This window comes from Reyranella sp. (assembly GCF_965279625.1).
Lineage (GTDB): Bacteria > Pseudomonadota > Alphaproteobacteria > Reyranellales > Reyranellaceae > Reyranella.
Map to the genome: position 1 here is coordinate 1748576 of NZ_OZ257251.1, position 20722 is coordinate 1769297.

At 63.7% G+C, this 20722-nt stretch carries 21 protein-coding genes and 1 tRNA gene; 12 read left to right on the forward strand and 10 right to left on the reverse strand.

What is annotated here, in order from left to right; translation table 11 throughout:
* Positions 1-58: 58 nt before the first annotated feature.
* Positions 59-895: a hypothetical protein gene (locus ACQY78_RS08520; RefSeq protein WP_428684607.1), complete on the reverse strand. Its 837-nt coding sequence runs from the start codon at positions 893-895 to the stop codon at positions 59-61.
* A gap of 3 nt (positions 896-898) precedes the next feature.
* A complete protein-coding gene (locus ACQY78_RS08525) occupies positions 899-1504 on the reverse strand; it encodes a helix-turn-helix domain-containing protein (RefSeq protein ID WP_428684609.1) in 606 nt (201 codons plus the stop codon).
* A 71-nt stretch (positions 1505-1575) separates the two neighbouring features.
* Here ACQY78_RS08525 and ACQY78_RS08530 point away from each other — a divergent pair, with 71 nt between their 5' ends.
* Positions 1576-1968 (forward strand): hypothetical protein, encoded by a 393-nt coding sequence (locus ACQY78_RS08530; RefSeq protein WP_428684611.1) that lies wholly within the window; start codon positions 1576-1578, stop codon positions 1966-1968.
* Between the two features lie 50 nt (positions 1969-2018).
* On the opposite strand, the gene ACQY78_RS08535 is transcribed toward ACQY78_RS08530, so the two are convergent.
* Positions 2019-2654 carry an OmpA family protein gene (locus tag ACQY78_RS08535; RefSeq protein WP_428684613.1) on the reverse strand — a complete coding sequence of 212 codons (636 nt, stop codon included), beginning with the start codon at positions 2652-2654 and terminating at the stop codon, positions 2019-2021.
* Between the two features lie 202 nt (positions 2655-2856).
* Between ACQY78_RS08535 and ACQY78_RS08540 the strand changes: the two genes are divergently transcribed.
* Complete coding sequence (locus ACQY78_RS08540) at positions 2857-3030, forward strand: hypothetical protein (RefSeq protein WP_428684615.1); 174 nt, start codon at positions 2857-2859, stop codon at positions 3028-3030.
* Positions 3031-3040: 10 nt separating this feature from the next.
* On the opposite strand, the gene ACQY78_RS08545 is transcribed toward ACQY78_RS08540, so the two are convergent.
* The gene (locus ACQY78_RS08545) at positions 3041-4144 is read right to left on the reverse strand and encodes an amidohydrolase family protein (protein ID WP_428684617.1); all 1104 of its coding nucleotides are present in this window, start codon (positions 4142-4144) and stop codon (positions 3041-3043) included.
* Positions 4145-4274: 130 nt separating this feature from the next.
* On the opposite strand from ACQY78_RS08545, the gene ACQY78_RS08550 reads away from it, so the two are divergent.
* Together ACQY78_RS08550 and ACQY78_RS08555 are read left to right on the forward strand one after the other, a co-directional pair.
* Positions 4275-4349: transfer RNA gene (locus ACQY78_RS08550), tRNA-Thr, on the forward strand.
* A gap of 102 nt (positions 4350-4451) precedes the next feature.
* Positions 4452-5417 carry an HlyD family secretion protein gene (locus ACQY78_RS08555; RefSeq protein ID WP_428684619.1) on the forward strand — a complete coding sequence of 322 codons (966 nt, stop codon included), beginning with the start codon at positions 4452-4454 and terminating at the stop codon, positions 5415-5417.
* A gap of 12 nt (positions 5418-5429) precedes the next feature.
* Here ACQY78_RS08555 and ACQY78_RS08560 read toward each other — a convergent pair whose 3' ends face one another.
* A complete protein-coding gene (locus tag ACQY78_RS08560; RefSeq protein ID WP_428684621.1) occupies positions 5430-7430 on the reverse strand; it encodes a TRAP transporter permease in 2001 nt (666 codons plus the stop codon).
* 68 nt (positions 7431-7498) lie between these two features.
* Positions 7499-8470, reverse strand: coding sequence for a TAXI family TRAP transporter solute-binding subunit (locus ACQY78_RS08565; RefSeq protein WP_428684623.1), 972 nt, complete (start codon positions 8468-8470; stop codon positions 7499-7501).
* Between the two features lie 380 nt (positions 8471-8850).
* Between ACQY78_RS08565 and ACQY78_RS08570 the strand changes: the two genes are divergently transcribed.
* Complete coding sequence (locus ACQY78_RS08570; protein ID WP_428684625.1) at positions 8851-9324, forward strand: hypothetical protein; 474 nt, start codon at positions 8851-8853, stop codon at positions 9322-9324.
* A 29-nt stretch (positions 9325-9353) separates the two neighbouring features.
* On the opposite strand, the gene ACQY78_RS08575 is transcribed toward ACQY78_RS08570, so the two are convergent.
* A complete protein-coding gene (locus tag ACQY78_RS08575; protein WP_428684627.1) occupies positions 9354-9827 on the reverse strand; it encodes a hypothetical protein in 474 nt (157 codons plus the stop codon).
* Between the two features lie 289 nt (positions 9828-10116).
* On the opposite strand from ACQY78_RS08575, the gene ACQY78_RS08580 reads away from it, so the two are divergent.
* On the forward strand, positions 10117-11886 hold the full coding sequence (locus ACQY78_RS08580) for a flavin-containing monooxygenase (protein WP_428684629.1): 1770 nt from the start codon (positions 10117-10119) through the stop codon (positions 11884-11886).
* Positions 11887-12455: 569 nt separating this feature from the next.
* Positions 12456-13166 carry a Crp/Fnr family transcriptional regulator gene (locus ACQY78_RS08585; RefSeq protein WP_428684631.1) on the forward strand — a complete coding sequence of 237 codons (711 nt, stop codon included), beginning with the start codon at positions 12456-12458 and terminating at the stop codon, positions 13164-13166.
* 6 nt (positions 13167-13172) lie between these two features.
* Here the strand turns inward: ACQY78_RS08585 and ACQY78_RS08590 are convergent, their stop codons facing one another.
* Positions 13173-14276, reverse strand: coding sequence for an ROK family protein (locus ACQY78_RS08590; RefSeq protein ID WP_428684633.1), 1104 nt, complete (start codon positions 14274-14276; stop codon positions 13173-13175).
* Between the two features lie 104 nt (positions 14277-14380).
* On the opposite strand from ACQY78_RS08590, the gene ACQY78_RS08595 reads away from it, so the two are divergent.
* The gene (locus ACQY78_RS08595) at positions 14381-15397 is read left to right on the forward strand and encodes a DNA topoisomerase IB (RefSeq protein ID WP_428684635.1); all 1017 of its coding nucleotides are present in this window, start codon (positions 14381-14383) and stop codon (positions 15395-15397) included.
* A 51-nt stretch (positions 15398-15448) separates the two neighbouring features.
* Here ACQY78_RS08595 and ACQY78_RS08600 read toward each other — a convergent pair whose 3' ends face one another.
* Both ACQY78_RS08600 and ACQY78_RS08605 read right to left on the reverse strand, forming a co-directional pair.
* Positions 15449-16960 (reverse strand): hypothetical protein, encoded by a 1512-nt coding sequence (locus ACQY78_RS08600; RefSeq protein WP_428684637.1) that lies wholly within the window; start codon positions 16958-16960, stop codon positions 15449-15451.
* 198 nt (positions 16961-17158) lie between these two features.
* Positions 17159-18118, reverse strand: coding sequence for an OmpA family protein (locus tag ACQY78_RS08605; RefSeq protein WP_428684639.1), 960 nt, complete (start codon positions 18116-18118; stop codon positions 17159-17161).
* 303 nt (positions 18119-18421) lie between these two features.
* Between ACQY78_RS08605 and ACQY78_RS08610 the strand changes: the two genes are divergently transcribed.
* From ACQY78_RS08610 to ACQY78_RS08625, 4 genes are all read left to right on the forward strand, one after another.
* A complete protein-coding gene (locus ACQY78_RS08610) occupies positions 18422-18847 on the forward strand; it encodes a DUF1036 domain-containing protein (protein WP_428684641.1) in 426 nt (141 codons plus the stop codon).
* Positions 18848-18937: 90 nt separating this feature from the next.
* Positions 18938-19327: a PRC-barrel domain-containing protein gene (locus tag ACQY78_RS08615; RefSeq protein ID WP_428684643.1), complete on the forward strand. Its 390-nt coding sequence runs from the start codon at positions 18938-18940 to the stop codon at positions 19325-19327.
* 2 nt (positions 19328-19329) lie between these two features.
* Positions 19330-19890: an MgtC/SapB family protein gene (locus tag ACQY78_RS08620; protein ID WP_428684645.1), complete on the forward strand. Its 561-nt coding sequence runs from the start codon at positions 19330-19332 to the stop codon at positions 19888-19890.
* 173 nt (positions 19891-20063) lie between these two features.
* Positions 20064-20717, forward strand: coding sequence for an MORN repeat-containing protein (locus tag ACQY78_RS08625; RefSeq protein WP_428684647.1), 654 nt, complete (start codon positions 20064-20066; stop codon positions 20715-20717).
* Positions 20718-20722: the final 5 nt, after the last annotated feature.

The following is a 20722-nucleotide window of genomic DNA, read 5'->3' on the forward strand; positions in this document are numbered from 1 at the left end:
TGATCGGGCCGATGCTGTCACCGCTCTCCCCGGCGCACAAGCCGCCTGTCCCGGAAGATCAGCCGAACCGCAGCAAGGGGATTGCGGCCGCGGCCAGCAGGACGGCGGCAATGCGCGTGCGCGTAAAGGGCTCCTTGAGCCAGAAGACGGCGATGAGAATGGCGAAGACGGCGCTCGTGTCCCGGAGCGCCGCTGCCGGGGCGATCGGCGCGTGGCTCCAGACCCACAGGATGAGCAGGTATGACCCCATGGCGGCGACGGCGATCGGCAGGGCGAGGACCCAATGTGCCCGCACCTGCGCCCAGGGCGGCCCCGAGCGGCGCTGCCGCCAAGCCATGGCGGCCGCATTGGTGATCGATACGACGAAGCCATAGGCCCAGGGCGATCCCGAAAGCCTGACGCCCTGCGCATCGCACATGATGTAGGCCGCCGTGCCGACACCTGCTGCTGCCGTCCACATCATCGCTGCCGTCGTAATCCCCTGCCCTCGGGCCGCGTCCCAGGCGAGGACGACCAGCGCAAGGGAAATGACCAGGACACCGAGAAGCCCCGCCGTCCCCAGCCGCTCGCCTGTCACGACAGTCGCCAGCGGCACCACCAGCAGCACCGCGAGTGAGCGGACCACGGGATAGACAAGGCCGAACCCACCGAGCTCGTAGGCTCTCAGGAGAGCCGACACGGTGAGCACGTTCATCACGGTCGAGGCCGCGATCCATCCGAAGGAGGCCAGATCCGGAAGGCCTGAAAAGAAGATCGCCGGAACGACGAGCACAGCGCCCAGCACCATCTGGGCCGTCATCACTTGCGCGGGACTCCGGCTGACCTTCACGGCGGCATTCCAGCCAGCGTGCAGGACGGCGCTCAGCAGCGCCAGGGAGACGTCGGTGAGATCCATCGCTCAGGCAGGCGGCGACGCGACGATGACCACGCAGTAGCGCGCGGGCTTGGCTGCTGGATTGTGATAAGTGATCGGCCGGTCGAGCACCATCGCCAGGCAATCGCCGGCACCCAGTTCGAAGCGCTCTTCCCCCAGGACGACCTTGATCGTGCCTTCCAGGACCCACACCTGCTGGTGGGTGATGCCGGGCCGCGCCGCCGTCTCGTAGGCCACGCGCGCACCCGCGGGGAATACCACCTCGACGATCTGGATGGGGGACGGAAAGCCTCCCGGCGATACGTTGCGGCGCAAATATCCGGAGGCGGGATCGCGCCATTCGACCTGGTCGGGCCGCCGGGATACGGGATGCGGTGTTGCGGCCGGCGCCTCGAAAAGCGTGGCCAGGGAGACTCCAAGACCTGTCGCCAGCCTCTCAAGGACAACGGCGGTCGGGCTGCTTTCACCGCGCTCGATCAGGGAAATCATGGAGCGGCTCACCCCGCTGGCCTCCGCCAGCGCTTCCAGCGAAAGGCCTCGCCGGTCCCTCAGCTCCCGGACGCAGGCCGCAATTCGTTCGTTGATGCCGGGCGCCAGAGAAAACTCCTGAATACTGGATGTAATATCCATTATATTGGATGACACATCAAGCAAACACGAGCTGCGCTAGAAGAGCGGAGAAGGCGAGCGGGGGAGTTGAGATGACCGACATAGTCGACGAATTGCGCACTCAGTGCCGCGAGCAGCACGGCCCAACCGGCGGCGACCCGAACACCCTCGCAGGCGACATTCGCTGGCGAGCGGCGGCGGAAATCGAGTCGCTGAGGCAGACGACTTGGCAGCCGATTGAAACGGCGCCCAAAGACGAAGGCCCGGTGCTGCTTTTCTGCCCGGGGCTGGCCGGTCATGTCGCCAACGAGGTCGTGGTCGGGACCTGGAAGTTCGATCCCAATCGCCGCTCGCTCGGCTACTGGGTGAGCGACGTCGGCGCTCTCGATCCGGGCTTTGCCGAAACCGGGCCGTGGATCGAGTATCACGAACTCCAGCCCCGACAATGGGCTCGTCTGCCGGCGCGGCCCGCCAAGGCGAAGTAGAAACAAAAAAGGCGGCCACGAGGGCCGCCTTTCCTTTGTCGGTGTCAGATCTAGCTGCGCGGCGGCAGCGGAACCTTCGCGTCCGTCAGAGCCTTGACCAGCACGGGGATGCCCGTCGCATAGTCTCCGGCATCGCACTTGGCGACTGCCGTCGGGACTTCGCTGGCCACAGACTCCCTGCGATCAAGCGTACGCCACTTCGCAGCCAAGGCCTTGCAGTAGGCAGCGTCGTCCATCGGAGCGGCAGCGGCCATCTGCGCGATGACGATCTCGACGCGGCGGTTCTGCGGCTCACGGACGTTCGGACCAGTCTGCACGAGCAGACCCTGCTCGCCCCGACCGACGACCGAGATCGCGGTGGCCGGCACGCCCTGCTGCACCAGCGCATCCTTGACCGCATTCGCGCGACGCAGCGACAGCGCCATATTGTAGGCTTCCGTACCGGAGGTATCGGTATGTCCGGTCGCCGTGATGCGCGCCCCACCCTTCGTCTTGTAGGCAGCTGCGGCCTGACCGACGACGTTCGTGGCCTGCGGGTTCAGCTTGGCGCTGTCCCAATCGAAGAACACCATGAAGCTCTGAGGTGCCGGCGGCGGCGGCGGCGGCGGCGCAGTGGCCGGCGCGGGTTCGTCGCATGCAGCGATCATGAATGTGGCAGCAAGTAGAACAAACAACTTCTTGAGCATGAGCCCCTCTCCCCTATTGCCATTCAGGCTCGGTCATAATGCTCGATCATGCGTCGTGCAGGCAATCTCAAAAATTGCACATTCGGTGAAGCCTCATTTTGCGCCTAGCCATCACCCCACCTTCTTGATGATGCACGGCGCCCGCAACCACACGCTCAGTGTGCCGTTGACGGCAACAGAGCCCAACCAAGGAGCATTTTTCGTGAAGCAAGTCGCCATCCTCACTCTCGCCGCCTGCACCCTCGTGGCAGGCTGTGCCTCCTACAGCGAGCGCGTCGTGGAGAAGCCGGTGCCGGCGCGAAGCGCCGAGCGTACGGTCGTCTACAACACGACCCCGGCGCCGGCCCAGTCCACGACCGTCTACACGACCCGCTGACGCGTCGGAACTAGACCGCGAGCTTGTAAAGCTCGGCGACGTTGTCGCGCAGGATGCGCTTTCGGAGGCCGGGCGCGAGGTGCCCGGTTTGCTGGGCGATGACGTCCTGGCTCCACGGCCAGGTCGAGTCGCTGTGGGGGAAATCGTTCGCCCACATAAGTTGATTAGGACCAAGCTGCTCGGCGAACTGGAACGCCGTCCAGTCATCCTGGAATGTCAGCGTTATGTGCTCGCGAAAATACTCTGACGGAAGTCGCGCCAGTTCCTGGCCCTTCATCCAGTAGCGATGACGCTTGTACGCGTGATCCATGCGGTACATGAAATGGGGCGCCCAGCCAGCGTCGGCTTCCACGCAGACGACCCGAAGCTCAGGATGGCGCTCGAAGACGCCGCTGAATACCAACATGCCCATAATGTCCTGGCAGCCGCGGATGATCGACAGGAAGCCGTTGATCTTGGGCCCGCGAGGCTTGGACAAGGAATTGTCGCCCGAAGTCGTGAGGATGTGCCACGACAAAGGCAGTTCGAGTGCGACGGCGGCTTCCCAGAACGGGTCGTAGATCGGGTCGTCGTAGTCCTTCTCGCCGGGATTGCCCGGCATCATCACGCCGCGAAAGCCCATCGCCTTGATCCGCTCGAGATCAGCGATCCCTTCCTTGACCGTGCGCATCGCAGTCTGGCCCATGCCGACGAGACGGGCGGGCGCATGGGCGCAATACGCTTGGAGCCAGCGGTTATAGGCGTCAAAACAGGCCTTCTTGAAATCGAAGTCGGGATGGTTGCAGATCAGCATGCCGACGGTCGGATAGATGATCTCCGCGGCGATCCCGTCCCTGTCCTGATCCTGCAGGCGGGTGGAGGAATCCCAGCCACCGCGGTGCAAATCCTCGAACCTGGCACCCCCGATCCGGATGTCCTGGGGTGCAACCCCGGCCGCCGCGATCAGGCCCATGGGCACGGGCGTCTTCATGCCATCTATGACGTAGATATCCCCCATACTGTCGTGGCGCACGACGTGCGGCGCGCGATCACGGTACGCCGGGTCGATATGGTCGCGGTAACAGTCGGGCGGCTCGGTAATATGCGAATCTGCGGAAATCGGGCGCCAGTCCATCCGTTCCTCCATTTTCGTTGCAGGAGGGTAGGCAGACGCTGGAAGCCGCGGCAAGTCGCGGAACTGAGCCCGTTTCGGCCGGCGGGAGCGGTTGAACCGCTTCGAACCGTATGGCATACCCGCGCCGCGCGCTGCCGTAGCTCAGTGGTAGAGCACCCCCTTGGTAAGGGGGAGGTCCACAGTTCAATCCTGTGCGGCAGCACCAGCGCTTCCTCCTTGACGTCCGGGGAGATAGAGGCCCATCTCCGGTGGATGGTGAAAGCGGTCCGCGATGGCGCAAAGCGGTAAATTTGCATGGGTCGGTGTCATGTTCGGCGCAGTGGCGATCGTAGTGATCGCCGCGGCCGGCGTCTTTGGTCTGCCCGACTTCCAGGTCGGTAGCGCGCAGAACAAGAGCGAAGTTAACGGTCCGCTGATTTCGCGCGGCTATACTGACGCGCCCATGGGAACGGCCATCATCGCGGGCGATCCGGTCGGCGGGTCAGTCCTGACGGAATTGCGAATCAAGAATGGCCAGGCAGTCAAACGCGGCGAGGTCATTGCCGTCCTGAACAATTACGCCGCTGCCGACGTCGAAGTGCGCCGGATCGAGTCGGAAATCGCCAAAGCGCGCCGGCAACGCGAGACGATGATCTCGGGATACAGGACGGCCGAGATCGCGCTTCAGGAGGTATCGGTTAAGTCGGCGTCGGATGAGAGCCGCCTGAAGGACCTGGAACTGTCGCGCTCCAGCGTCCCGCCCGACCAGAAGCAGCTCCAATCGACCCTCTCGCAGCAGATGCTGGAGCGTGAGGAAGCCAAGCTCAAGTTCCAGAAGGAAGTCCTTCGTGCGGACCTCGCGCAGACCGAGGCCGACATCGCGATCTACGAAGCCAGACTCGACGGGGCCAAGATCGAGCGCGAACTGGCGATGGTACGGTCCCCGCTCGACGGCGTGGTCATCGACATCTACACGCGGCAGGGCGAGCGTATCTCGAGCCGGGGCATCGCCAAGGTCGTAGACCTCAGCCAGATCCGTATCTTCGCCGATGTCGACGAGATTCACCTGCGCAACCTCAAGCCGGGCGGCAAGGTCGAGTTCACGTTTCAGGGCAGCCGGACCGCCCATGTCGGCACGATCAGCCGGATGCCGCTTACGGTGAAGCGCACCAAGAGATCGGAGGCCGATCTCGGCGAATCGAACGCGCGGCTGATCGAGGTAGAAATCCGGCCCGACGATCCACAGAGCATTCCGCAGATGCTGGGCCGGGAAGCCCGGGTGGTCTTCCAGTAGCTGGGGTCGGCGTCAGGCCGCCTGACGCCGTGGGCTCCTGTACTCGTAGAGGAGGACCGCCCCCAGGACGACCAGTCCGATCACGCGTGCGGCCACGGTGCCGCCGACCCAATCGTCGATGATGCCGGGGAAGGTCAGCGCGACGCCGGCAAGACCACAAACGACGCGCGTGCCGACACCGAGCGGACGCCACAGGTGACCCTGCGCAGCCACCGCCAATGCGACGATGCCGCCCGCCGCGCCCAGCGTCACCCACGGAATCCAGAGCCAGCTCATGTCCTTGGGCGTCTCGAGGAGGAGGCCGATCCCGATCGGGTCGAGCACGAAGATGAACGGCACGAGGAAGGCCGGCAGCGCATATTTCCAGCTCTGCAGCGTGGTCACGTAGGGATCGGCGCGCGTGATCGTGGCGGCGGCGAAGGGTGCCAGCGCCGTCGGCGGCGACACTTCCGAAAGCACGGCGTAGTAGAAGATGAACATGTGCGCGGCATAGTCCGGGATACCGAGCTTGATCAGCGCGGGGGCCGCGATGACGGCGCACATGATGTAGGACGCCGTCACGGGCACGGCGAGGCCGACCACCCAGACGATCAGGGCCGTGTACATGGCCGTCCAGAAGACCGAGCCGCCGGCCAGGTCGATGACGATGGACGAGAACTTCAGCGCCAGCCCGGTCTTGGTGATGACACCGACGATGAGGCCGGCACAGGCGCAGGTCGCGGCAACGCCCAGCGCCTGGATCGAGCCGTCGGCCAGGGCCCGGAAGAGCCGGCCCGGCCAGAGGGCCGTGTCGGCGCGCAAGTAGCTCACCAGGATGGCGAGGAGGATCGACCAGAACACGGCATAGGTCGCGGAGAAGCCCCACACCATCAGCACGACGACCGAGATCAGCGACGTGAAGTGGAAGCCGTAACGCGTCATCAGCTGCTTCATCGTGAGATCGACCGACGGATCGACGGCGCGCAGGCCATACTTGCGCGAATCGATCTCGGTCATCATCAGCAGGCCGAAGTAGTAAAGGCAGGTGGGGATGAGGGCCATCCGCACGATGTCCAGGTAGGACATCTTCAGATATTCGGCGATCAGGAAGGCTGCGGCGCCCAGTACCGGCGGCGACAGAATGGCGCCGAGGCCGCCCGCGGCCAGCAGGCCGCCGGCCGCCGATTTGCCGTAGCCCGCCTCCTTCATGATCGGCCAGGCAACGGTTCCGATGGTCACGGTGGTGGCGACGCCCGAACCCGAAGGTCCGCCCAACAGGAACGATGACAGCACGACCGCACGACCGGCCGCATTGGGCTGGCCTTTCATGGCGCGCAGCGAGAAATCGATGAAGAATCGTCCGGCACCGGAAGCCTGCAGGATGGCGCCGAAGATCGTGAACAGGATGATCAGTGTGGCGGAAACGTCGATGGCCGAACCGAAGATGCCGTTCAGGGTCATATATTCTTCGGCGATCAGGTCGGACAGCGGGTAGCCCTTGTGCTTCCACGGCGACGGCAGGTAGTTGCCCCACATCGCGTAGGCCAGGAAGATCACCGACAGAATCGGCATGATCCAGCCCGTCGCCCGACGCGTCGATTCCAGCACCAGCAGGATCAGGATGCCGCCGATCACCAGATCGGTCTGGGTGGGCGAGACATAGCGATCGAGGAAGTCGTCGGAGTCGGCGAGGCTGGTCCAGCTACCGCCCGTCATCATGTACCAGATGACGACGATCACCAGCCCGGCGGCCGCGATGTCCCACGGGGCGACCCTGTTGCGCCAACTCTTCACCGCGGGGAAAAGGAGGAAGACCAGGGACAGCGCGTAAGCCACATGGATCTCGCGCAGTGACTGCGTGTCGACCGTCGACGCGGCGGCATAGAGATGGAAGATCGTCATGGTGAAGGCAATGAAGGTGAGGAACTTGCCCCACCAGCCCACGAACCTGTGGATGCCGCCCTCTTCCTGCTCGACGAGCTCCTCGATCTTGCGCTTTTCCTCGTCGCTCAGCAGTTCGGCTTGGACCGTCATTGTTCTTCCCATCCCCAAATGGAAAACGGGGCCCTCCTGGTGGAAGGCCCCGCCACTATTTCTTGTCGTTACGACAGCTTGATGCCCTTCTCGGCGAAGAACTTCATCGCGCCGGGATGGAAAGGCACCGACGAGTTCGCTGCCTTCTGGTTCTCGGCCGTCATGTCGGTCGACGCCTTGTGGGTGGCGACGAGGTCGCCGTGGTTTTCCCACAAGGTCTTGGTGATGGTGTAGGCCTGATCGTCGCTCATCGACGCCGGCACGACGAGGATGTTCCAGATGGCGATCACCGGCACCGCCGCATCCTGGTTCGGATAGGCCTTGGCCGGGATCTGGCTGGCGGCGAAGACGGGACCGTATTTCTTGTTCAGCGCCGGCACCAGCTCGGCCGTCGAGATCAGCTTGATCTTGACGCCCTGGGTCGCCGCCAGATCGGTGATCGCCGCGACCGGCGGGCCGCCGTTGAAGAAATAGCCGTCGAGCTTGCCGTCCTTCATGGCGTTCGTGCTCTCGGCCGGCGACAGGCGCTCGCGCTTGATGTCGCTGAGCTTCAGGCCGAGCTCGTCGATGATGCGCAGCGCCATGACCTCGGATCCGCTCACCGGCGCGCTGGTCGAGATGCGCTTGCCCTTGATGTCGGACAGCTTGTTGATTCCAGTGCCTTCCATCGTCACGAAATGCACCAGGTTGGGATAGATGACCGCCAGCGTACGCGAATCGACCGGCTTGCCGACGAACTTGTCGAGGCCCTTGATCGCATCATACGCCGTATCACACTGGGTCAGCGCCATCTGCGCCTTGCCGTCCCGGATCATGTGCATGTTGGCGACCGAGCCCGCCGTCGCCTCGGCGGTCACGGCCCAGTTGGGCACCTTCTTGCTCAGGATGTTGGCCATCGCGCCACCGAGCGGATAATAGACCGCTCCCGTGGTGCCCGTGGCGATCGAGAATTGGGCCTGCGCGGCGGTCGGCAACGACCAACCGGCGATCCCGAATGCGCCGGCGGCCGAGCCGGCGGCGATGAATTGTCGTCGATTCATGATGAAGCTCCCTATGGTTCGTTTTCACTCCCCGAACTCGCGCGGAACAAACCACGACTTCCCATGTCAGGCAACACGCACAATCCGGCGGGCTTTCGGAACTCTGCTTCGCTCACCGGAATCCGCTGCGAGGCTTGGCGACGCCCCGCTCCGCGGCAACGACCGGCCGCAAATGACACGCCCATACCACTGAAGCTTTCTGTGATATTCCTCCCGTGGTTAGACCGCGGCCGTACGATGGCCCCGCCGCGTTACCGCCCTTTTCCGGAACAAAGTTCACGCTACGGGCCGAGCCGCGCCGAAAACTCTGGCACGTGCACTCGACTGTAATGACTGAAATGGTAGCGTAGCGCGTGTTCCACCATCTAACCTCGGTCCACTTGCTGCTGGTCGCAGCAGCGGGCGCCTGCATCTACCTATCCCTTCGCGAGGTGCGCCGGCGCTACATTTCGATCTGGCGCCTGTTCGCACCTGCGCTGCTCGCGCTCTTCATCGGCAGCGTCCTGTCGCTTCTCCAGTTCGCCGAACGCGAACCGCCCTGGCTGTTCGGCGCGGCTCTCGCCGGCGGCTTCATCGGCGGTACCGTGCGCGGCATGACGATTGGCATCCGGCACGACATGTACCGGCCACAAGTCAATCTCTCGCACAGATCCAAGCTCCTTCTTGTGGGGGTGGCGATTGTCGTGGGAGCTGCCGTGGCCGTCGAATGCATTGGCGCCTTCCTCGCCCGCCGGGACCTCGAAATCCTTCGCCTCGGAGCCTCGCTCGTCGCCTTGCTCTGTGGCGGCGCCATGGTTGGCCGCGCGCTGCTTCTGACCATTCGTCTGTACCGTGCCGACCGGGTCCGTGCCTGAGAGACTACTTGCCGGCAAGAAGCCTTTGCTCACGCAGGCGGGCGCGGCACCAGACTGAAGGAATCGAAGAAGCGGCGGGTTGCGGGTGCCGTCTGGACACCCGCCCGTCCGACAACGATCAGCTGGTACAGCGTGTTGCCGGCATAAATTGCGCGCGTTGCCAGGATCCAGCCATCCTCCTCATGGACGTAGTCTCGCGCCGGAGCGCCGGAAACGCTCATCGGCCGGTCGGCCAAGAGGTGCCCTGGACGGCCGTCGCGGCCGTTCAGCAGCATTTGTGCAGCCGTGAGGTCCGACGGCATCCTTTGGTAAGCCGTGCGCGAACAGAAGTACTCAGTGGCGCCCAAGGTGACCGTCAGCTCGATCTGGTCGACGACCTCGCCCGTACCGTTGACTGTCAGTTCCTGAACCGAGCGCTCGGGCGTCCCGGGCATTTCGACCTTGAATCCGCTCTCTCGTATTTCGGTCCATTGCTGCGCCGAAGCTGCCGATACGATCGCCACTGCGACCGCCCATCCCGCAAGTACGCCACGGACGCAGCGTACGCCTCCCGATAGCCTCATTCCTTCCCCCGCTCTCCCCAGAGCTCGGGCGAGTTTCACACGATCGATCCGCCTGCGCAAAAAAGCCCCGCTTCCTTGCGGAAACGGGGCATCAGGTCTTTGGGGGATAGAGGACGGCCCAAAGGCAAAAGGCCATCTTCCGTCGAACGACGTCGCCACGCCGCTCTCGTTCCTACCGGTACGATCCTTCGATGTTGTGCGGACGGCCATCATTGGACAAGTTCGTACAATGGATGCTGAATTGAACCGTGATGCGGAACTCGTAGACGACTGGCTCGCCAAGCTGAACGCGGCGCTCGGCGCGCACGACGCGAAGCGGCTGGCGGCGCTGTTTCGACCGGATGCCGATTGGCGCGACATCGTTGCGCTGACGGACTCGATAGAAACCGTGAGCGATCGCCCCAAGATCGCCGCGCGACTGCTCGAAGCTGTGTGCGCAAACGGTGCCCGGGACTTTGCCATCGACGCCGATCGCTGTCCGCCGCGCGACGTCGAGCGAGCCGGCGAGGCTTGCGTCGAAGCGATCCTGACATTCACGACGGCAATCGGCGTCGGTGCCGGCATTGTCCGGCTGAAACGCAGCGACTGCCGCACTGGCGAAGCGGTGGCCTGGACACTACTGACCTCGCTCGAGTCGCTACACGGCCATGACGAAGAGACGGTCCTGAGCGGAGCGGAGGAGCCCGCCTTCGATCGTGACTTTCATGGGCCGAACTGGCTGGACCTCCGGCAGGAATCCTCTCGCTACGCCGAGCGCGATCCGGCCGTGCTGATCATTGGCGGTGGCCATGCCGGCATCACCGTAGCGGCTCGCCTCAAGGCACTGGGCGTCGAGGCGCTAGTCGTCGACCGAATGACAAGGATCGGGGACAACTGGCGCAAGCGCTACCACGGGCTGAAGCTGCACAATCAGAAGCACTCCAACCACTTTCCCTATCTGCCTTTCCCCAAGACGTGGCCTAAATACATTCCCAAGGACAAGATCGCGAACTGGCTCGAATCCTATGTCGAGACGATGGAGATCGACTTCTGGACGGGCACGACCTTCAAGAGTGCAACGTGGGACGCGAGCGAGAGGCGCTGGACAGCCGAGCTCGACATGGATGTGGCCGGCGGCGTTCACCGTACGCTGCATCCGCGCCACATCGTGATGGCGACGAGCGTGAGCGGCACGCCGAACATTCCCGAGATACCGACCCTCGACCGCTTCGAGGGTACCGTGGTCCATTCCAGCAAGTTCGCAAGCGGCGCGGACTGGAAGGGCCGTCCGGTCTATGTCTTCGGCACGGGCACCAGCGCGCACGACATCGCGCAAGACCTGCACGGCAACGGCGCGCACGTCACCCTCGTCCAGCGCAGCCCTACCCTGATCGTCAACATCGAGCCGGGCGCCCAGCTATATGACGGGATTTATTACGGCAAGGGCCCGACGCTGGAAGACCGCGACCTCATCAATGCCTCGGTACCGCTACGCGTGATGAAGAAGGCGCACTGCATCCTCACCGATCAGGCGCGGGCACATGATGCGCCCCTGCTCGACGCGCTGGAGCGGGTGGGCTTCCGGCTCGAATTCGGGGAGGATGGCACGGGCTGGCCGCTCAAGTATCGGAGCCGCGGCGGAGGCTATTATTTCAACGTGGGCGCCTCCGATCTCGTGGCGAAGGGCGAGATTGGGCTGATCCAGTACGACGACATCGCATCCTTCACCACGACCGGCCTCACGATGAAGGACGGCAGCGATCGCTCCGCCGACCTGATCGTCCTGGCCACCGGTTACAAGGGTCAGGATCACGTCGTGGAACAGGTCTTCGGGCTGGAAATCGCGCGCAAGGTCGGCCCCATCTGGGGATTCGACGACCGCACTCAGGAACTGCAGAACATGTGGATACCCACCGCTCAACCGGGCCTGTGGTTCCAGGGCGGTTCATTCGCCCAATGCCGCATTTACTCGAAGTACCTCGCTCTCCAGATAAAAGCCGCAGAACTCCACGGGCCTTGATTGCGGGCAGGCTTGAGCAATTAGATCCGGCGCCGGAACCCCCATCAAGGGGACCCGTTGCATGTCCAGCCGGTGCCTGAGGGGCCGGCGCCCCACCACCCCGGATCCAAGGAGCCGTGAGTCATGCCGACCGCCCAAGTGCGGATCAGCGCAGAGGAGCAGCGTCTTCTCAGGGCGCTGTCCGTCGGACAAGCCGTGTCGCTTCCCTCCTCCCATCGCTTACGTCTGGAACTCTTGGGCCTTTTGCACGATGGGCCGACCGGACCACGACTGACCCCGTTGGGCATGCGGCACGCCGAAGCTGCTGTCACTGAGGACGAGCCTAAGGTGCGCGGCGGCGAAAGCGAATCGGCGGTCAAACGCGATCGGCTTGGTCGGCGAATGCCCCATGGCCGGGCCTTGCCTTTCTAGACAGGTAATTCATGTCCACACGCCCTGCTTCCGCTTCTTCGTTCGTTACGGAACCGACCGACAAACAAACGCGTGGCTACAGTCGGGATCTTCCAAAGCCCGACGAACAGGCTGCTCGTGAGAGTCACCGCAGTGTCCTGGCGAATGAGGAAACTGAAGTGGCGTCTGTATTCGAGCCGAGGAATCTGTTTCTGTCCGCTCTTCCCGCTGCGGAGCAGAACCGGCTGAGGCCGTATCTTGCGTTTCACCGCATGTCCCAGGGTACTATCCTTCAGGAACCCGAGCAGCGAATCGAGCATGTCTACTTCATCGAAAGCGGCATGATCTCGCTGGTCGCGATGATGCAGGATGGCGCTGAGATCGAAACCGCGACGCTCGGCCGAGAGGCGATTCTCGGATCGCTCTCTGCTCTGGGCAATCATACGGCGGGCACGCGCGCGATCGTGCAGATCGACGCCACTTCGTGGCGCATGTCCGTAGCGGACTTCCGGACAGCCATCGGCCAGAGCCCCATGCTTCGCAAGATGGCTTTGCTAAGCAGCGAGGTGATGCTGGCTCAGATGCAGCAAACAGCAGCCTGCAACGCCCTGCACACGGCCGACCGGCGGCTCTGTCGCTGGATCGTGCAGGTGCGCGACCGCATCGACGATGACGTGATACGCCTGACGCATGACTTCCTCGCGCAGATGCTCGCTGTGCGGCGGCCGACGGTAAGCCTGATCGCTTACGGACTCCAGCAGGCGGGCTTGATCCGATACCAGCGCGGAAAGATCACCATAATCGACCGGGCGGGTCTTGAGCGCGGGGCCTGCGAATGCGTTGGCGCACTGCGAGAGAAGACGCAACGCATCATCGGCGAGATCATCTGAGAACCGTCAAGCGTGCGGACGGTTCGTGAACCGTGCATTTCCCAGACCCGTTCCGATCGTCAATACTCCCCAGCGGGCGACGTCCTTCATGCGAGGGACTTCGCTCAGCCCCTGCACAACCGCATCGTTGTGGATCACGACAGCAGGCACATGAGCGTCGATGCGCGGCAGCCGTTCGGCCAGGGTGGTGGCGAGATTGAAGCCGTCCTCCTGCCAGTTGCCCGGCAGATTTTGTCCGCCGTTGAGGATCGCGCCGCGCTCGTCGATGAGTCCTGGACATCCGATCCCCATGAACGGGGCAAGCGCGAGTTTTGCCTCGACCGATCGCTGAATGAGCTTGGTCGTCATTTCGGCGAGGTGCCGCACCGCCTCGTCGCGCGTTGGCTTATCATCGCGATGGCACCAGTGCTGCATCTTCCACACGGTAGCCTTCGAACCGGCGTTCTTTCCGTCGAGTTCAACGATACCTACTCTCAGGTTCGTGCCGCCGATGTCTGCGGCGAGGATGGCCTCGTGGTCGGCAAGTATCCCGGGAGGGGCGAGCTGGGCGGCACCGATCAGACCGGCTTCGTCCGGATGATTGCCGATCGGCACCAGCTCCAAGGACGCACCTTCACCGGCGAGCAGGACCTGGGCGCGCCCCGTGGCAAGCTGGCCGATATGACTCGAACTCAACCCGCCACCGATCACGATCCGCTCGGTGTGCCGCCATCCCTCGAGGCGAAGGAAACGGCGCACAACCGTCGCGAGTTCATGAGCAAACTCCTCGATGGCAGTATGTACGAGGCCTGCTGCAACCGTATCTGTCCCCGTCAGAACCTTGTCGAGAGTCGGTCTGGCGATGCGGCCAGTCGGTGTGTCGCCGAAAGGATCCTCATCCAAGGATGCCGCAACGCGCTCCCGCCAATCATCCAGAATTGCGCCGAACGCGCGACCGCTGGCGCGATCCCCCACAAACCCTTCCTCGTCGCGGAGTTCCTCGTTGTAGGTGTCGACGATGACTTGCGGGAGGACCCGCAGACCGTTCGCACCCGACGGGCTGCGCTCGGCCAAAGGCTCTCGCCTATCGGGCCTTCCGGCATGCTCGCCGCAAACGCCGATCTCCTTCATTACGTCTGTCCTCCGAGGCGCCGCCTTCAAACGCAGTTGCTCTGCAACGGTTTTCTGTTCCAAGAGTTGCTGCAACGATCGCGACTTCGATCCGTTTGGCGCGCATGCCTCAGGTTTCAGCGACGGCGCAGCTGATGCGCATACACGGATTGACGCGCGGCACTCCGGCGATGCTGCTTCTACGACGGCAGCGCTGCGGCAAGGGCTTTCGCTTCGTTGGGATCGACGGCGGAACAATCAAGGACGCTCCCACGGTCGCGCGGTTGAAGTCGCTCGCCATGCCGCCGGCATACGCCAACGTGCGTTACGCGCCGGACCCTACCTTTCATCTGCAAGCGGTCGGCGAGGATGCTGCCGGTCGCCTGCAATACCGGTACCATCCAGATTGGCTTCAGGTTCGCGAAGCACTGAAGGCGCACAAGCTCGTGAACATCGCCAAGTCCTTGCCCCTGATCAGCCGCGCGGTCCGGCGCCTTCTGCGCGCGGACAGGCCGGGCGTCCGGCAGGCCGCGGCTGCCGTCGTCTATCTCGTCTCGAAGACGGCGTTACGTGCCGGCAGCGACGCTTACGCGCGTGAGCGCGGGACACGGGGCGCGACGACGCTCCTCAAGTCCAACGTGCGGGTCGAGGGAGAAAGGGTTAGCCTCAATTTCCGAGGCAAAGGCGCGAAGATGGTGGCGCGCGAGGTCCACGACCGCATTCTTGCCGCCGCCTGCCAAAGCCTTCTAACCCTGCCCGGCCGGCGTCTGTTCCAGTATCGCGACGCGGACGGCGCCCTGCACGTGTTGAGAGCAGCGGATGTGAATGCCTTCCTTCGCGAGGTCTCCGGGGTGCGGATATCGCTTAAGGATTTCCGCACCCTCGTCGCTTCTGCGGGCGTCATGAAGGCCCTTGCGGCCGCATCCTCGGTGGAGAGCAAGCGCGCCCGCCGCGCCGTGTTGCACGACGCCATTGAAGCGGCGGCCAACCACTTGGCCAACACCCCAACCGTCTGTCGCAAGAGTTACGTACACGGATCAATAATCGCGGCCTTCGAGGAAGGCGGATTGCCACCGGCAGCAGGCCGTACTCTTGAGGGCGCCGCGCAGGCGCTCGTTCGGGTGGTCAGCCGGCATCGCTGAGCCCCGATCGCCTCTCGTCGACGCCGGCCGATGCCGCACCAGCCGTCTACGCTAGGTTGGGCCGCCGCCGCGACGGGGCAGGCCATTGCCCCGACGAAGCGACGCTTCAGGACCGGAGGCGCGGCGTGACCGACGATCCAGCCACCTTTGCCCGACCGGAAAGGCGAATTTCAGGATCAGCCCGTAGGCGACGGCGAAGGTCAGGGAACTGCCGAGAAGCTTGGGCAGGGACACTTCCAGGCCACTGGCACATATCGCATACACGTAAGCGAGTGCCGAACCCTGACGCACCATCCACGGCACGTCGAACGCGAAGAAGAACCGGATGACTAGGGCAACGAGCAGGCCGACCGCGAAGACGCCGCCAAGCATTCCGGGGAATCCCAGATCGACGTAGTTTTCGGCCATGTAGCCGACACTGATCGAGGTGCCGCCGCGCATATTCTCCAGAAGATCGGCCTTGGTCAGCCGAATGAAGACTTCGGTATCTGAGAGGGCTTCCTTGTCGGGAAACAGGAAGCGAGGACGGAGGACATGGCTGAAGGCATCTTTCCACTGCCGCATCGACGACTGCTCGGCACCCGCGAGGTCTACATTGATGACGAGGCCAGTTATGTCGACGTAGGCCAGCCTTTCGAGGAGCGCCTTAGAGGCCACGCCCCAATCCGTGTCTGCGACACCCGCCACCCGCCCCAGCATGTATTCGGCTCGATCGGACAGGGAGAGCTGTAGGGATTGCGACTCCGACCCGCCGGTGGCGTAGTCACGATATTCCGTCTTCACAGATGTCCAGAACAAGGCCAGAGCCACCAGCGCGAAGCTCGCCAGAAAGGCATAGCCGCTCGTCCGTCCCGTCCACTTGATGTGGGTGGCCAGCGCCGCCGTGCCGAGGAACACGAAAACGCCCCGAAAATCGCCTAACAGGCCGGTCATTCCCGAACCGATTTCGACCGCCACGACCGCGAACAGGAACCCCCAACCGCGGCCGGTTTGCATGACAGATGTGAACAGCAGGAACGCCGCGACGATCTTGAAGCGCGCGATGGCCTCGAAGAACTGGAACAGACCGCCGCCCAGCGTCAGTCCGGCCACTTGGGTGATCAGGTTCGACCCAAGGTAGATCAGGAAAATGTCGATGGGGCGCCAAGCCAGGTGCGCCGACCAGTTCTCCTGATCAGGAGGCGCGATCCTTCCCAGAACCAGCCTGCAGGCGACCGCCAAAGTTACCGTCGACGCAAGCATGTACCAGTAGGCGTTTACGACCCAAGGTCCGGAGATGCTCTGGGCCATGGGTTCGCCGTCGACCAGAGCAAGAAAGGCGCGAGCGAACACCTGCAGCCATTGAGACAGAAGATAGTAGACAATCGCGAGCGGCATCGTGGGCGTGCTCACGAGCCGAAGGATGAGCCAGGGCGTGAAGGCTCCGACACCCAGGGCCAGCGGATCCGGGGAGGCAGGGGAGATCAGGAGAAAGAGGAGTCCGAAGCCGAACGCAGCACGCCGCAGCAACGAATAGTCGAGGCGCGGGGTAGTGCGAAGGGGACGGGCGAACGTCGAGGCCATGGCCGGTGGATGTGCGGTTGGTCTGTTGGGTTTCTATCGCATCGACAAAGCAAATATCGCTCAGTTATCCGAAACGGTCCCACTACAGGGACTGACACCTTGTCGTCAGTGCCGAACCTATCCTGAATGCTGGAGGTGCAAAGACAAAGAAAAAGGCGGCCCATCGGGCCGCCTTTTCCTTGTTTCGGGTCGTCCAGCTTACTGGATGACGATTTCGACGCGGCGGTTCTGCGGCTCGCGGACGTTCGGGCCGGTCTGGACCAGCAGGCCCTGCTCGCCACGGCCAACCACCGCGATCGCGGTCGCCGGCACGCCTTCGCGAACCAGGGCGTCCTTGACGGCGTTCGCACGACGCAGCGACAGCGCCATGTTGTAGGCCTCGGTGCCCGACGTGTCGGTGTGACCCGTCGCCGTGATGCGGGCGTTACCCTTCGCCTTGTAGGCGCCGGCAGCCTGCTTGATCGTGTTCAGAGCCTGAGCCGACAGGTTCGAGCGATCCCAGTCGAAGAACACCATGAACGACGGCGGCGCAACGACCGGCGGCGGCGGCGGCGGGGCGGCCGGCGTCGAACCGAACTTGAGCTGCAGTCCCAGCATGACGCTGAAGTTGTTGTTCGTCCAACCCACGCCGTTCACGGTCGGGTTCGACGTGCCGTAGTAACGGCCGTCCAGGTTCACGCGGAAGTTCGTGTCGGCGTTCCAGCCGAGACCGATGATGCCCTGATAGGCGAACACCGTGCTCGACAGCGACGAGTTGCCGTCGACCAGGCCCAGACCGGCGCCAGCGCCGATGTACGGGGTGATGACCGAACCCGGCATGAAGTCGTACAGCAGGTTCGCCATGATGCCCAGCTGGCCGACCTGGTTGTTCACGGCCGTGCCCGGGACGCCGACGTTCGTCGGGTTCCAGCGATAGATGCCTTCCAACTCAACGCGCGGACCGACAAAGTCGTAGCCGATCACGCCACCGGCCATCCAGCCGAGCTGCGGGGTCACGTTCACCGTCGGGAACGCCGGGATGTTCGTGTTGGCCGTGAAGTTCGTCAGCCAGTTGATGCCGCCTTCGGCACCAATGTACAGACCCGGCTGCGGGGCCTGCGCCTGCGCCGCCACCGGCAGCGCGACAATGGCGGCGGCCGCCAGAAGAGCCTTCTTCATGAGATATCTCCCTTACTTGCACAGCCCCAACGCGAAAAGGCGGGGCGAAAAATTCGTCACGACAACGAGGAGAATGTACCTGACCTGCCCCTGAGCGCGCCACTCAGTAAGGCGTCATCGACTCATTGTTGCCCGGACTGTGGCACCCCAGCCACAGTGGAAAGGTTCCATCGCGACCGATTTTTAGGAAAATCCTTTCCAATCAAATACTTATATTTTCATCCGAAGGCTGCGCGCGAGCCGAGATCGCTTTGCATAGCGTCGGAGGACGTCGCACACTCCGCAGCGAATAAGGTACTCTGGATGAAATTCCTTTCGATCACTCTCCTCCTTGCCGTCTCTGGGGCGGCCGGTGCGGCTGCTCAACAGCGTTCGGAGACGGGCTTTCGGGTCTGCAATCCTTCGCTTAGAGAAATAGAAGTGGCGAAGGCTCTGGATACGGGCGCAAGTGACGCCATCGGCCAGATCGTCATTTCAGAAGGTTGGTACAAGCTACCGCCGAATGCCTGCACGCTCCTCTGGGCGGGTCCTCTCCAGTACGACCGCTATCTGGTCTACGCCCAAGACAAATCGACGGGGCGGGAGTGGACCGGCACCGTCCCAGTCTGCGTCAGTCCGCAGGCCTTCACGATCCGCACCAACAACTGCGGCTCCCAATATCAAAGGCGTCTGTTCACCCAGGTCGACACAAGGCGTCAGAACGGCTGGACCCACAACTTCACGCCTTGATCACAGGGCCGCGCCCCGATCTTTTGGGCCCCTCGGGAACGCGAAAGAACATGGCTCGTTGAGGACCCACCCCTCTCATGGAGCCACACAATGCGTAACCTTCTTGTCCCCGCCGCCCTTGCCGCCGCCTTCACCCTGTCGGTGCCGGTCCTCGTCTCAGCGCAGGGCGCCCCTCAGACCATCCAGCTCACCAAGGTCGACGTCGTCAAGGTCTCGACCGGCTACCGCGCCAGCAAGGTCATCGGCTCTTCGGTCGTCAACGACGCCGGCGACACTGTCGGCAAGGTGGATGAGATCATCGTCGGCCCCGACGGAAAGGCGCCGTTCGTGGTGCTTTCGGTCGGCGGATTTCTCGGCATCGGCGACAAGCTGATCGCTCTTCCGTATGAGCAGATGCGAACCGACGGCAAGAAGATCGTGTTGCCCGGCGCAACGAAGGATTCGCTCAAGGCTCTGCCCGAGTTCAAGTACGCCTCCTGAAGATGGGGGCGCTCGTAGACGAGATCGCCCACCCCACTTTCCTGCCCTTTCCCGTCATTGCAGCGCGGCTCCTTTTCGCCGCGCTGCTGGGTGCGCTCATCGGCTTCGAGCGAGAATGGCAGGCAAGGCCAGCGGGCCTGCGTACGCACATCCTGATCTGTGTTGCCGCCGCCACGTTCGGCATTCTCACCGTAGAGATTTCCCATTCCAACGCCTTCGAGGGCCGGCAGACCGCCAGCGATCCGCTTCGCGCGGTGGAAGCCGTGACGGCGGGCGTTGCATTCCTGGTCGCGGGCTCAATCCTCTTCACACGTGGTGAAGTGCAGGGCCTTACGACCGGCGCCGGCATGTGGCTGGCCGGAGCGGTCGGTCTGTCCTCCGGCTTCGGCCTTTGGCAGATCGCCGGCCTGGGCACATTCCTGATCCTGGTGGTCATGAGCCTCCTCTACGCTCTCGAGCGGAAGCTGGGGCTGAGCGCGAACAAGAAGTCGGCCGGGAACGATGATGCTTCGAAGAGAGCGGGCAAGGACGCCGAGAAAGACGATACCGACCGGGAGTGCTAAACTCCGGCCACATGCGTCGCTCGCTTCTAGCCCTCACTCTCCTTGCCACGTCGGTCGCCCTTCCCACGGCAGCCCAGACGTCACGGCCGGTGCCGGAGCTAGGCAGTATCGCGCCTCCCCGTCAGCTCCCCATCGCACCCACGCCCGGTCAGCCTCCGCCTGCCAGCGACGAGGTGAAGGATGCCAAGACGGGCTGCGGCGTCGTGATGATGAACGCGGCGCCCGACGTCGGCATCAGCTGGTCCGGCGCCTGCGAGTTCGGCCTGGCGCAGGGCAAGGGCACCCTGCAGTGGACTCGCAATGGCGTCCCCACGGATCGCTACGAAGGCGAGATGAAGGATGGCCTGTATGAGGGCCAGGGCAAGCTCACCTATGCCGACAAGGCCCGTTACGAAGGTGAGTTCAAGGCCGGAGAACGCGACGGAAAGGGAACCTATGTGTTTCCGAGCGGGGCCCGCCTGATCGCCGAGTTTCGCGAGGGGCGCCCACAAGGTCATGGCATGTACGTCTGGACCAACGGCGACCGCTACATCGGCGATTTTCGCGACAACCAGCGGACCGGCCGCGGCACGCTGTTCTTCGCCGACGGCGGCCGCTACGAGGGTGACTTCGTCAACGGCAAGATGCAGGGACGCGGTGTGCGCGTATGGGCCAATGGGTCGCGCTATGAAGGTGAATGGTCGAATGACCAGGCCAATGGCTGGGGCACCAAGTCCGGCGGGCCTGATGGCCAGGTCTTTACGGGCGTGTGGAGCAATGGCTGCTTCCGCGAAAACCAGCGCTGGGCGACGGTGGGCGCCACGGCGCAGGCCTGCGGTTTCCGGTAGCGGCG